The sequence below is a fragment of the Mesorhizobium sp. M2A.F.Ca.ET.037.01.1.1 genome, from assembly GCF_003998075.1.
Lineage (GTDB): Bacteria > Pseudomonadota > Alphaproteobacteria > Rhizobiales > Rhizobiaceae > Mesorhizobium.
In genome coordinates, this window is sequence record NZ_RZSA01000077.1 from 1 (window position 1) to 11785 (window position 11785).

The window sequence follows — 11785 nt, forward strand, 5'->3', positions numbered from 1 at the left end:
TCCTAGGCCTGCGCTGCGTCGCTGCGCTCCTTGCTCCGCCCTAGGATGACGAAGCGAGGTGCGTTCCGGCCAATCGCCGACGTATGCGATCTATGACGCACGCAGCACCCGATCCGCAAAAACGTCCGCGCCATGGCTTCCGCCTCATTCCTTCGGCTCGGCCGGAGGCTTCGCCTCCTCCGCCGGCTTGTAGAGATAGAAAAACTGCCACACCGCATAGCCGGCGAAGCCGAGCGCGATGATGCCCCAGAACGGCGTGCCGGAGGCGAACTCGATCGCCGACCAGATCAGGCAGACCGCGACGACGGCGATGCGTCGCCACAACGGCCGGAAGAAGGGATGCTCATAGTCTTTCATCACGCCAATCCAGGATTTGCCCAAAGCGCAACGGATAAACCGGGCGCTGGACCAGATCCACCGTTCAGGCCGGAAACCCTTGCGTCTCCACCGTGTAGCCGGCGGCTGTCATCACTCGCATCAGCTCCTTGTGGCCGACCTGGGCCATCTTGAGCGGCGGGTTCTTCTTAGGATCCTGTTCGGCTTCCACGACGAACCAGCCTTCATAGCCATAATCGGCGAAACGCTGAACGATGGCGCCGAAATCGAGCGAGCCGTCGCCCGGCACGGTGAAGGCGCCGAGCGCCACGGCATCGAGGAAGGACTGTTTGGAGCGGTCGAGCCCCTCGATCACACCCATGCGCACATCCTTCAGATGGACATGGTTGATGCGCTTGTAATGGTTGTCGATGGCGCGCAGCACATCGCCGCCGGCAAAGGCGAGATGGCCGGCGTCGAGCAAAAGCGGGATGCCTTCGCCGGAGTTGCGCATGAAGGCATCGAGCTCCGGCTCGGTCTCGACCACAGCGGCCATGTGATGGTGGTAGGAAAGCGGCATGCCCTGCTCCGCGCACCATTCGCCGAATTCGGTGACGCGCCGGCCATAGGCCTTCATCTCGTCGTCCGAAAGTTTTGGCTTGGTGGCCAAAGGCTTCGAGCGGTCGCCCTGGATCGAACGGCCGACCTCGCCATAAACGATGCAGGGCGCGTCGACCGCCTTGAACAGGTCGATCATAGGCTGGATGCGGTCCTTGTTCTTCGCCAGGTCCTCGTTGACCAGCGTGCCGGAGAACCAGCCGCCGCAAAGGGTGACGTCGGCCTCCTTCAGGATCGGCAGCATCACCTTGGGATCGTTGGGGAAGCGGCGGCCCATCTCCATGCCGGTGAAGCCGGCCGAGCGCGACTGGCGCAGGCACTCCTCCAGCGACACGTCGTCGCTCAGTTCCACGAGATCGTCGTTCCACCATGCGATGGGAGACATGCCCAGTTTGGCTTTCAAGTCGTCACTCCAATGTCGGTTCGTTCCTACCCTCCCCCTTTGTGGTGAGGGTCGCTGCGAAGCAGCGGGGAGGGGGCAGCGCCGACCCCCACCCGGACCTTCGGTCCGACCTCCCCACAAGGGGGAGGTAGGGGATCTGCGCTGTCAGCTTCAATCTCCGATCTTCTGCATTTGACGCTTTTCTTCGTAGACTTTGCGCGCTGCGTTCACTTCGCGTCGCGCCGAGACCTCCGGCACGGCGACGTCCCACCAGTGGCCGCCGGCCTCGGTCGAAACCAGCGGATCGGTGTCTATGACCAGAACGGTCGTCCTGTCGTTCTTCTTCGCCTTGGCCAGCGCCGTTTCCAGCTCGGCGATCGACGCCACCTTCTCGGCGATGGCACCCATGCTTGCGGCATGCGCGGCGAAATCGACATCGGGCAGCACCTCGTGGCGCGCGTCCTTCAAGAGATTGTTGAAGTTGGCGCCGCCGGTCGCCATCTGCAGCCGGTTGATGCAGCCATAGCCGCGATTGTCGAGCAGCACGATGGTGAGCTTCAGGCCAAGCATCACCGAGGTGGCGATCTCGGAATTCATCATCAGATAGGAGCCGTCGCCGACCATGACGACGACCTCCTGATCAGGCTTGGCCATCTTGGCGCCGAGCCCGCCGGCGATCTCGTAACCCATGGTCGAGAAGCCGTATTCCCCATGATACGAGCCGGGAGCGCCCGCCTGCCAGAGTTTGTGCAGTTCTCCCGGCAGGCCGCCAGACGCATTCAGCAGCGTCACGCCCGAGCCCATGGCGCGCTGCACGGCGCCGATCACCTGCGCATCGGAAGGGTAGGCGGCGTTGGTCGAAGCCGTCACCTTGGCGGCGGCGGCCTGCCACTCCGTCTTGCCCTTCAGTGCATTGTCGGTCCAGGCGGCGGGCGCCGTCCAGCCCTTCAGCGCCGCGGCCAGTTCGGAAAGCCCTTCGCCGGCGTCGGCGACCAGCGGCAGCGCCCAGTGCTTGCCCGCATCAAAGACTTGCGTGTTCAGCCCGATGATGGTGCGGCCGGCATTCTTGAACAGCGCCCAGGAACCGGTCGTGAAATCCTGCAGCCTGGTGCCGACGGCGAGCACGACGTCGGCCTCCTCCGCCAGCCGGTTGGCGGCCGAGGTGCCGGTCACGCCGACCGCCGCCATGTTGAGCGGATGATCGTCAGGCAGCGAGGACTTGCCGCCCTGGGTCTCGCAGACCGGGATGCCGGCGCCCTGCACCAGCTTCGCCAGTTCATCGGAAGCCTGCGAATAGAGCACGCCGCCGCCGGCGATCACCAGCGGCTTCTTCGCCCCTTTCAGCGCCGCGACGGCGGCCGCAAGCTCGTTGCGGTCGGGGCGCAGCCGCCGTGGCGTCCAGATCCGTTCGGCGAACAGGCTTTCCGGATAATCATAGGCCTCGGCCTGCACGTCCTGGCAGAGCGACAGCGTCACCGGGCCGCATTCGGCTGGATCGGTCAGCACCTGCATCGCGCGGTTGAGCGCCGGGATGATCTGCTCCGGCCGCGTGATGCGATCGAAATAGCGCGACACGGGCCGGAAGCAGTCGTTGACGCTCGCCGTGCCGTCGGAGAAATCCTCCGCCTGCTGCAGCACCGGGTCGGGCAGGCGGTTGGCGAACACATCGCCGGGCAGGAACAGGACGGGCAGCCGGTTCACATGCGCCAGCGCCGCCGCGGTCACCATGTTCAGCGCGCCGGGGCCGATCGAAGAGGTCGCGGCCATGAAGCGGCGGCGGAAATTCGCCTTGCCATAGGCGATCGCCGCATGCGCCATCGCCTGCTCGTTATGGGCGCGGAAGGTCGGCAGTTCGTCGCGCACCTGGTAGAGCGCCTCGCCGATGCCGGCGACATTGCCATGGCCGAAGATTGCCCACACGCCGCCGAAGATCGGCACCGTCTTGCCGTCGAGCTCGGTCATTTGCCGGCTGAGAAAGCGGGTCAGTGCCTGCGCCATCGTCAGGCGAACGGTCTTCGTCATTGTCGTTTCCTCCGGCTTTCGTTGACGCCGTTTTCTTATGCTGCCCGTTTCTTATGCTGCTTTACGGCCGCGCGCGGCAAGCCACGCTTCGGTCAACTGTTCGAAACGGGACGCCATGTCGGCGATGGCCTCGTCATCCGACATCCGGCCCGCCAACCATTGTTCGGCGGCGTTGATGAAGATGGTGCGACCGACGGCAAATCCTTTCACGATCGGCGCATTGGCCGTTGCCGCAAAGGCCGCGACCAGCTCGTCCTGCGGCGCTTCCAGCCCCAGCAGCACGACGCCGCGGCACCATGGGTCGTTCCTGACGATCACCTGTTCTATCTTCGCCCAGGCGCCTGCGGAAGCTTGCGGCTCGAGCTTCCACCAGTCGGGCTTGATGCCCAGCGCATAGAGTTCCTCCAGCGCGCGCGGAATGGTGGTGTCGTCGAGCTTGCCATGCTTACCGGCGATGATCTCGACCAGCAGTTCGCGGCCGACTTTCCGCGCCGCCTCGAACAGCGCGCGCAGCTTCTGCTGCTGCTCGACTTTGAGCGTTTCCGGATCGTCCGGGTGATAGAAGCACAGGCATTTGATGCAATGGTCGACCGGCCATTCGGTGAGTTGCGAGCCGATATCCTGCGAGAATTCGAAGCGCAGCGGCCGCGATCCGGGCAGCTCGACCGGACGGCCGAGCCAGGCGAAAGGATGGCGAGCGAATTCGAACATCGCGTCGCGGCCGTATTTCTCGTCGATCAGCATGCCGTAGCCGTCGCGGCCGGCGGCGACTTTTGCCGCCGCCTTGACCGTCAGCACCTTGAAGTCCGGAATGCGCGATTGATCGGCGCCCACCCTGGCCGCGACATCCTCCAGCTGCACGCGATGGTCGCAGGCCAGCGCCATCAGCGAAGGAATGTCGCGCCTGCGTGTCGTTGCCCAATGGATGTGGTTGATCGCCTCGTCCTTGCGTAGCGCCAGGTGCTTGCTGCCGTTCTTCAGGAAGAACTGCAGCTCCTCGAAGGTCGGATATTCCGGCGCGCAGAGCAGGCGCGACACCGCAAAGGCGCCGCAGGCATTGGCCCAGGTGGCTGCGGTGGCAAAGCTTTCGCCGCCCAGCCAGCCGCGCAGGAAGCCGGACATGAAGGCGTCGCCGGCGCCCAGCACATTGTAGATCTCGATCGGGAAACCCTTGCCGACGATGCCGTCCTCGAGGTCGTCGCTGATCGGGCCGTCATAGACGATGCAGCCCTTGGCGCCGCGCTTCAGCACGATGGTGGCCGAGGAAAGCGCACGGATCGTCTTCAGCGCGCTCAGACAGTCGTCGGCTCCGGAAGCGATCATGATCTCCTCCTCGGTGCCGACAATGAGATCGCAGTCCGGAAGCACCGTCTTCAGCTGCGCTGAGACACGGTCGGATTTGACATAACGCTCGAAACCTTCGGCATGGCCGGCAAGGCCCCAGAGGTTCGGGCGATAGTCGATGTCGAAGACTACCTTGCCGCCTCGGGCCTTCATCAGCCGGATCGCCTTGCGCTGCGCGGCATCGGAATTCGGCCGCGAGAAATGCGTGCCGGTGACGACGACGGAGCGCGCCGAGGCAATGAAGGCCTCGTCGATATCCTCTTCGGCCAGCGCCATGTCGGCGCAGTCGGAGCGGTAGAAAATCATCGGCGAGACGCCTTCGCTCTCGACCGAAAGCAGCACCAGCGCCGTCAGCCGTTCCTTGTCGGTCTTCAACCCGTCAACGGAGACGCCCTCGCGCCGAAGCTGTTCGCGGATGAAGCGGCCCATCTGCTCGTCGCCGACGCGCGTGAGCAGCGCCGAACGCAGGCCGAGCCTTGCCGTGCCGACGGAAATATTGGCCGGGCAGCCGCCGACCGACTTGGCGAAAGAGGTGATGTCCTCCAGCCGCGAGCCAATCTGCTGGCCGTAGAGATCGACCGAGGCGCGGCCGATGGTGATGACGTCGAGCGGCGGGTATTTCCCTTCCACGGCTTCGCCCATTCGAACCTCCCATCGGCCTTGTTGTGCAGAGCAGCGTCGTTTTGGACAGCGCGCGCCAGCGACGGCGTGATGTCGCCAATATGAAATATTAATTCCAATCAGCAGTCAATATGGAATGAGCGTTCCCATGCCGAAAAGCACTCCGCCGGCAGGGTTCAGCCCTTACGCCGGCGCCCGGCTTCGCGGCGCTTTTCGCCGACGGCAACGGTCAGCGCCATGGCCAGCGCCATCGTCGCCGAGATCGAGCGGAAACCGCCGAAATCGGCCTCGGCGACCTCGAACCAGACCTTGGCGAACTGCGCCAGCGGCGAGAAGGACGAGTCGGTGATCGCCACGATCGGCACGCCCTCTTCTGCGATCGCGCGCGTCTCCTCGATGGTCGCCGGCGCGTAAGGCGAGAAGCTGATGGCGATGACGGCGTCGCGCGGCGTGGCGAAGCCGATCATCTCGGCATTGAGCCCCGCGGCCGATTCTACCAGCTGGTTGCGGATTTTGAGCTTGCCGAGCGCATAGGCGATGTAGGCGGCGACCGGATAGGAACGGCGCTTGGCCAGCACATAAATGGTCTCGGCTTTCGCCAGGAGTGCGATCGCCTCTTCGAAATGCGCGTCGTTCAACGCACGCGAAATGTCGCTGAGTGAGGTGCTGGCGGCGGCGACGAAGCCGTCGAAGATTGCCCGGTGGCCGGCGCCTTCCTCCGCCTTGGCACGCAGCGCCGCCAGCCTTTCGTCATAGGAGGAGTTGCGCTCGCGCAGCCGCTCGCGGAAAACCTGCTGCAGGCTGGTGAAGCCGTCGAAGCCGAGCTGCTGGGCAAAACGGATCAGCGTCGAGGGCTGGACGCCGGCCGAGGCGGCGATGCTCGCCGCCGTGCCGAAGGCGATATCGTCGGGGTTGTCGAGCGCATAGGCGGCGATCTGCGCGATGCGCTTGGGCAGGCTCGCGCGCCTGTCCAGGATCGTCGCGCGCAGCGTTTCGAAATCGCGAGGCACCCGTTCGTCCATCGTCACTCCGTCCGCGCCCATAAGGTCTGTCCCTCTCCTGCCTCATCATAGCGAGTTCGCGCAAGAACACCATAAAAAATGATTTGTATGTTCCATTCGCAGCCAAAATGGACTAATCAATCCACACCAGTATTTCCTTCGTCTCGGAGACAATCGACATGGTCGGAGTGGGCCTCATCGGCACGGGCTTCATGGGCAAGTGCCACGCCATCGCCTGGAACGCGGTGAGCACCGTCTTTCCCGATGTCGACAAGCCGAAACTGGTGCATCTGGGCGAGGTGAATGACGAGTTGGCCCGGCGCAAGGCCGGCGAGTTCGGCTTCGCCAAGGGCTCCGGGGACTGGCGCGCCGTGGTCAACGATCCGGAGGTCGATGTCGTCTCGCTGACCACGCCGAACCAGTTCCATCCCGAGATGGCGATCGCCATCCTCGAAGCCGGCAAGCATCTGTGGTGCGAGAAGCCGATGGCGCCGAGTTTCGCCGAGGCCGAGACCATGGCGGCCGCGGCCAGGAAATCCGGCAGGGTCGCCGGGCTCGGCTACAACTACATCCAGAACCCCGCCATCCGCCATATCGGCGCGCTGCTCGAGGAAAAGATCATCGGCGACATCAACCTTGTGCGTATCGAGATGGACGAGGACTTCATGGCCGACCCGGAAGCGCTGTTCTTCTGGAAGCACGAGGCTTCGTCCGGTTACGGCGCGCTCGACGATTTCGCCGTCCATCCGCTGTCGCTGATCAAGGTACTGTTCGGCCGCGTTTCGCGCGTCATGTGCGACATGGCCAAACCCTATGCCGACCGCAAGACCGCTTCGGGCGCCCGCCGCGCGGTCGAGACCTATGATATCGCCAGCGTGCTCATGCATCTCGAAAACGGTGTCGCCGGCACGCTGCTGGTCAACCGCTCGGCCTGGGGCCGCAAGGGCCGCATCGCCATCCAGATATTCGGCTCGAAGGGTTCGATCCTCTACGACCAGGAGCGGATGAACGAGTTCCAGCTCTACCTCACCGCCGACCGGCCGACCGAGCAGGGCTACCGCACCATCCTGGTGGCGCCGCATCACAAGCCCTACGATTCCTTCCTGCCGGCGCCCGGCCATGGCCTCGGCTTCAACGACCTCAAGATGATCGAATGCCGCGAGCTTTTGATGCGCATCGCCGGCAAGCCGGCCCGCATCATCGACTTCGACGAGGGGCTGGAGATCGAGCGCACCGTGCATGCCATGGCGCGCTCCTTCCAGGAGCAGCGCTGGGTCGATGTGAGGTAGGCCAGGCAAACGTGTCAGAACCGGACAGGCTCGAATCGGCCGGATTTCGCCGAGGCAAGGGCGGCTTCGCATAGGATCATCGCCTTGCGTCCGTCCGCCGCGCCGACCGCCGGCGTCCGGCCCGCGGCGACCGACTGGATGAAATGGTCGAGCTCGGCCTCGTAGGATTCGGCATAGCGCTCGACGAAGAAATAGAGCGGCCGGTCGGCCGCGATCCCGCTCTCGCCGCTGAGGCTGACCGAGGTCGGCGTGCGGTTGCCGGCCTGCAGCATGCCCTTCGCGCCATGCACCTCGATGCGCTGGTCGTAGCCATAGACGGCGCGCACGCTGTTGTTGATGTGGCACTGCCGGCCGGACGCCGTGCGCAGGATGAACATCGCCGTGTCGTAGTCGCCGAGCCTGGCGTAGTAGGACTCGACCAGCGAGGAGCCGGTGGCGAAGAGCTCCACCGGCTCCTCGCCGAGCAGAAAGCGCGCCATGTCGAAATCATGGATGGTCATCTCGCGGAACACGCCGCCGCCGCCGGCCAGCGCTTCCTCGGTTTCCGGCTCAGGGTCGCGGCTGGTGATGATCACCTGCTCGACCGCGCCAATCTCGCCGGCGTCGATCCTTTTCTTGACAGCGGCGAAGGACGGATCGAAGCGCCGGTTGAAACCGATCTGCAGCGGCACGCCGGCCTTCTCCACGGCAGCCAGGCACTGGTCCGTGCTGGCGATGTCGAGGTCGATCGGCTTCTCGCAGAAGATCGCCTTGCCCTTGGCGGCGGCTTCGATGATCAGCTCGGCATGCGTGCGGGTGGCCGACGCGATCACCACCGCCTTGATCGACGGGTCGTTAATCACCGTCGCGGTATCGGCGATCTCGGCGCCTGTGCCGGCCGCGATCCGCTCGGCCGCGTCGCGGCGCGGGTCCACGATGGTGCGCAGGTGCACATCCGGATGGCGGGCAAGATTTTTCGCATGCACCGAGCCGATCAGCCCGGCGCCGAACAATGCGGCGTCGATCATTTTTCTCTCTTTTCAGTCTTTCAGGAGGTGACCGCTTCCGCGCCGGATCCCGGCTTGGTGAAGCGCTCCAGCTCCTGCTGCAATTCGCGGATCTCGCGGCCGCCGGCCATCATGTCCAGCACCTCCTTCTCGCTGATGTCGCCCTTGCGGAACGTGCCGAGCGAGCGGCCGCGGTTGAGCATGGTGAAGACATCGCCGATCGGATAGGCGTGATGGATGTTGTGGGTGATGAAGATGACGGCGAGCCCGCGCTGGCGCGCCTGCGCCACATAGCGCAGCACGATCGAGGCCTGGTGCACCCCGAGCGCCGAGGTCGGCTCGTCGAGGATCAGCACCCTGGCGCCGTGATAGACGGCGCGCGCGATCGCCACGCATTGCCGCTCGCCGCCGGAAAGCGTGCCGACAGCCTGCTGCGGGTCGCGCACATTGATGCCGATCTTGCCGAGCTGGTCATAGACGATCGCGTCGGCCGTCTTCATGTCGATACGCCTGGCCGGCCCCCAGCCCTTCACCGGTTCGCGGCCAAGGAAGAAATTGCGCGTGATGCTCATCAGCGGGATCATCGACAGGTCTTGGAAGACCGTGGCGATGCCGGCGTCGAGCGCCTGGCGCGGCGAGGTGAAGGTCACCGGCTTGCCGTCGACATACATCTGGCCTTCGCTCGGCGTGTGCACGCCCGACAGCGTCTTGATCAGCGTCGACTTGCCGGCGCCATTGTCGCCGAGCAGGCAGTGCACCTCGCTGGCATGCGCGGCGAACGACATGTCGCGCAGCGCCGTCACCGAGCCGAAGCGGCGGGTGACGTTGCGCAGTTCGATGAGCGGAACGGCGTCAGTCATCAGCGCGCCTCCGTCGCCTTGCGGCGTACGTAATTGTTGACCAGCACCGCGATCAAAAGCATCGAGCCGAGGAAGACCTGGAACCAGTCGGTGTCAATGCCGGTGTAGAAGATGCCCATCTCCACCGTGCCGAAGATCAGCGCGCCGAACATGGCGCCGATCGCCGAGCCGTAGCCGCCGGTGAGCAGGCAGCCGCCGATCACCGCGGCGATGATCGCCTGGAATTCCTTCTGCGTGCCGCGCAGCGTATCGGCCGAGCCTGCCTCCAGCACCTGGATGACGGCGAACAGCGTCGCCGACAGCGCCGTGCCGATGAACAGCAGGATCTTCACCCGGTCGACCGGCACGCCGACATTGCGCGCCGCCCGGTCGTCGCCGCCGACGGCGAACACCCAGTTGCCGAAGCGCGTCTTGATCAGCAGCCAGGTGGCGAAGGCGGTCACCGCCACCCACCACAGGATCGACATGGACAGGCCCTGCACCATCGGCGAGCCGTCGGGACGCGCGGCGATCACGCCATGCGCTGCAAGCCAGGCGAAGACCGGCCCGCCGAACTTGCCGCCGAACAGCCAGACGACGAAGCCGCCTTCCTGGCCGTCGGTGATGTAGGGGATCTGCGTGCGCCCGGTGACGGTGCGCGTGATGGCGAGCGTCAGCCCGCGCAGGATGAACAGGCCGGCCAGCGTGACGATGAAGGAGGGCAGCCTGGTGCGCACCACAAGGATGCCGTTCAGCGCGCCGACGATGATGGCGATGACGAAGGCGATCGCCACCGCCGCGGGGATGGAAAGCCCGAACTGGGTGACGCAGAGCCCGATGGTGACGCTGGCAAAGCCGATCATCGAGCCGAGGGAAAGATCGAACTCGCCGCCGATCATCAGCAGCGCCACCGCTGCGGCGAGGATGCCGAGCTGCGCCGACACCTGCAGGAAATTGGCGATGCCGGCCATCGAGAACAGGCCGCTGTTGCCGGCGGTGATGCCGAAGGCGAGGAACACGATGATGGTGCCGGTGATGGCGCCGAGCTCCGGCCGCCGCATCAGGCGCACCAGGCGTCGCGAAACGGGCTTCGGCTCGGGCGGGTGAGCCGGGTTCAGAGCTTCGGTCACGATCGTCATCCCAATAAGCGTCCAGGGCATCCAACAAGGGCCCGCCAGCGCCTTTCGCCGGCGGGCCATTATAGCATCAGCGGATGCCGGCCTTGCTGAGATCGCGCACGGCGGCCGCGTCCTCCTTCATGATGAAGGACGGACCGGTGCGCACGGCCGATGTCGGGAAGGTCTTGTACATCGCCTTGTTGGTGAGGAAGACGACCGGATAGTAGCCCATCATATATTGCTGGTTGTCGATGCCGAACATCATCGTGCCCTTGGCGACGGCATAGAGGATCTCGGGCGACAGGTCGAACGTGCCGATCTTGTAATTGCCGATCGTGCCGGCGTCCTCGAACATCTTGAGCAGCGGCGCGGCGACCGTCGGGCCCAGCGTCAGCACGCCGGTGACGTCCGGATGCGCGGTGAGATAGCCCTCGACGCGGCGCGTCACGTCGGTCGGGTCCATCGTGGCCGCCACCACGTCGGAGGAGCCGCCGCTCTTCTTCAGCCCGTCATTGTAGCCTTCGCAGCGCTTGTCGAGGCTGACATTGCCGACCTCGTGATTGATGCAGACGCCCTTCTTGACGCCGGCCTTGGCCATGATCTCGCCGGCCTTGACGCCGTTGTCATATTCGGAGCCGCCGCCGACGAAGAGGTCGAGGCCCCAGGGCTCCACCGCTTCCTCGCCGCTGTCGATGACCACCACCGGAATGCCGGCGGCCTTGGCCGCTTCCACCGGCGCCTTCAGCGCGTCCATGTCGGGAATGGAGACGACCAGCCCGTCCGGCTTCGAGGCCGTGGCGGCCTCGATCATGCGCGCCATGCGCACCACGTCGAAGGTTTCCGGCGCCTGGTATTCGACCTTGACGCCGAGCTGCTGGGCGGCGGCCTGCATGCCGTTCTTCACCACGCTCCAATAGACGTCGTTGGCCTGGCCGTGGGTGACGAAGACGATGCGCACATCGCTTTCCTTCTTCACCTGGGCCGGCGCTGGCAGAATGCCGGCGCCGGCAAAGGCGAGCGAGAGCGCCGCCGCGCTCAGCGCATTTCGCAGTCCGGACATCGAGAATAAGGCACTCATAGTGGTTCTCCTCAAGTTATCGTTGTCGTCCTTAAAGCGTTTCGCGCTGAAACGGATTCAGGCGACACGCTTTAAGCCTTTGATTTGATGCACGTCGTTCTCCCAAAACCGCTTCGCACTTTTGGGCGACATGCATTAGTCTCGGCCTCGACCCTCCCGGTCAGGCCGCTTT

At 64.9% G+C, this 11785-nt stretch carries 10 protein-coding genes; 1 reads left to right on the forward strand and 9 read right to left on the reverse strand.

All coding sequences use genetic code 11. From position 1 onward, the window contains the following. Window positions 1-144: 144 nt before the first annotated feature. From EOA27_RS06435 to EOA27_RS06455, 5 genes are all read right to left on the reverse strand, one after another. A complete protein-coding gene (locus EOA27_RS06435; RefSeq protein ID WP_126080066.1) occupies window positions 145-357 on the reverse strand; it encodes a DUF3329 domain-containing protein in 213 nt (70 codons plus the stop codon). Window positions 358-421: 64 nt separating this feature from the next. Then, window positions 422-1336: a myo-inosose-2 dehydratase gene (gene iolE, locus EOA27_RS06440; RefSeq protein WP_126080065.1), complete on the reverse strand. Its 915-nt coding sequence runs from the start codon at window positions 1334-1336 to the stop codon at window positions 422-424. A 150-nt stretch (window positions 1337-1486) separates the two neighbouring features. Then, a complete protein-coding gene (iolD, locus tag EOA27_RS06445; RefSeq protein ID WP_126080064.1) occupies window positions 1487-3337 on the reverse strand; it encodes a 3D-(3,5/4)-trihydroxycyclohexane-1,2-dione acylhydrolase (decyclizing) in 1851 nt (616 codons plus the stop codon). Between the two features lie 51 nt (window positions 3338-3388). Continuing rightward, window positions 3389-5323, reverse strand: coding sequence for a 5-dehydro-2-deoxygluconokinase (iolC, locus tag EOA27_RS06450; RefSeq protein ID WP_126080063.1), 1935 nt, complete (start codon window positions 5321-5323; stop codon window positions 3389-3391). 155 nt (window positions 5324-5478) lie between these two features. Next, on the reverse strand, window positions 5479-6324 hold the full coding sequence (locus EOA27_RS06455) for a MurR/RpiR family transcriptional regulator (protein ID WP_126083614.1): 846 nt from the start codon (window positions 6322-6324) through the stop codon (window positions 5479-5481). A 158-nt stretch (window positions 6325-6482) separates the two neighbouring features. Between EOA27_RS06455 and EOA27_RS06460 the strand changes: the two genes are divergently transcribed. Further along, window positions 6483-7592, forward strand: a complete 1110-nt coding sequence (locus EOA27_RS06460; protein WP_126080062.1) for a Gfo/Idh/MocA family oxidoreductase — start codon at window positions 6483-6485, stop codon at window positions 7590-7592. A gap of 14 nt (window positions 7593-7606) precedes the next feature. Here the strand turns inward: EOA27_RS06460 and iolG are convergent, their stop codons facing one another. The 4 genes from iolG to EOA27_RS06480 form a co-directional block, all read right to left on the reverse strand. Next, on the reverse strand, window positions 7607-8599 hold the full coding sequence (gene iolG, locus EOA27_RS06465) for an inositol 2-dehydrogenase (RefSeq protein WP_126080061.1): 993 nt from the start codon (window positions 8597-8599) through the stop codon (window positions 7607-7609). A gap of 20 nt (window positions 8600-8619) precedes the next feature. Next, on the reverse strand, window positions 8620-9438 hold the full coding sequence (locus tag EOA27_RS06470) for an ATP-binding cassette domain-containing protein (protein ID WP_127249770.1): 819 nt from the start codon (window positions 9436-9438) through the stop codon (window positions 8620-8622). Next, the gene (locus EOA27_RS06475; RefSeq protein WP_245467296.1) at window positions 9438-10547 is read right to left on the reverse strand and encodes an ABC transporter permease; all 1110 of its coding nucleotides are present in this window, start codon (window positions 10545-10547) and stop codon (window positions 9438-9440) included. The genes EOA27_RS06470 and EOA27_RS06475 overlap by 1 nt, the downstream gene beginning before the upstream one ends. A 76-nt stretch (window positions 10548-10623) precedes the next feature. Further along, window positions 10624-11613, reverse strand: coding sequence for a sugar ABC transporter substrate-binding protein (locus EOA27_RS06480; RefSeq protein ID WP_245467295.1), 990 nt, complete (start codon window positions 11611-11613; stop codon window positions 10624-10626). Between the last annotated feature and the right edge of the window lie 172 nt (window positions 11614-11785).

Excerpts from the sequence above, each read along its gene's own strand:
- EOA27_RS06435 (WP_126080066.1), bottom strand. The coding sequence starts at position 357 with ATGAAAGACTATGAGCATCCCTTCTTCCGGCCGTTGTGGCGACGCATC.
- iolD (WP_126080064.1), bottom strand. The coding sequence starts at position 3,337 with ATGACGAAGACCGTTCGCCTGACGATGGCGCAGGCACTGACCCGCTTT.
- iolC (WP_126080063.1), bottom strand. The coding sequence starts at position 5,323 with ATGGGCGAAGCCGTGGAAGGGAAATACCCGCCGCTCGACGTCATCACC.
- EOA27_RS06455 (WP_126083614.1), bottom strand. The coding sequence starts at position 6,324 with ATGGACGAACGGGTGCCTCGCGATTTCGAAACGCTGCGCGCGACGATC.
- EOA27_RS06460 (WP_126080062.1), top strand. The coding sequence starts at position 6,483 with ATGGTCGGAGTGGGCCTCATCGGCACGGGCTTCATGGGCAAGTGCCAC.
- iolG (WP_126080061.1), bottom strand. The coding sequence starts at position 8,599 with ATGATCGACGCCGCATTGTTCGGCGCCGGGCTGATCGGCTCGGTGCAT.
- EOA27_RS06470 (WP_127249770.1), bottom strand. The coding sequence starts at position 9,438 with ATGACTGACGCCGTTCCGCTCATCGAACTGCGCAACGTCACCCGCCGC.
- EOA27_RS06480 (WP_245467295.1), bottom strand. The coding sequence starts at position 11,613 with ATGAGTGCCTTATTCTCGATGTCCGGACTGCGAAATGCGCTGAGCGCG.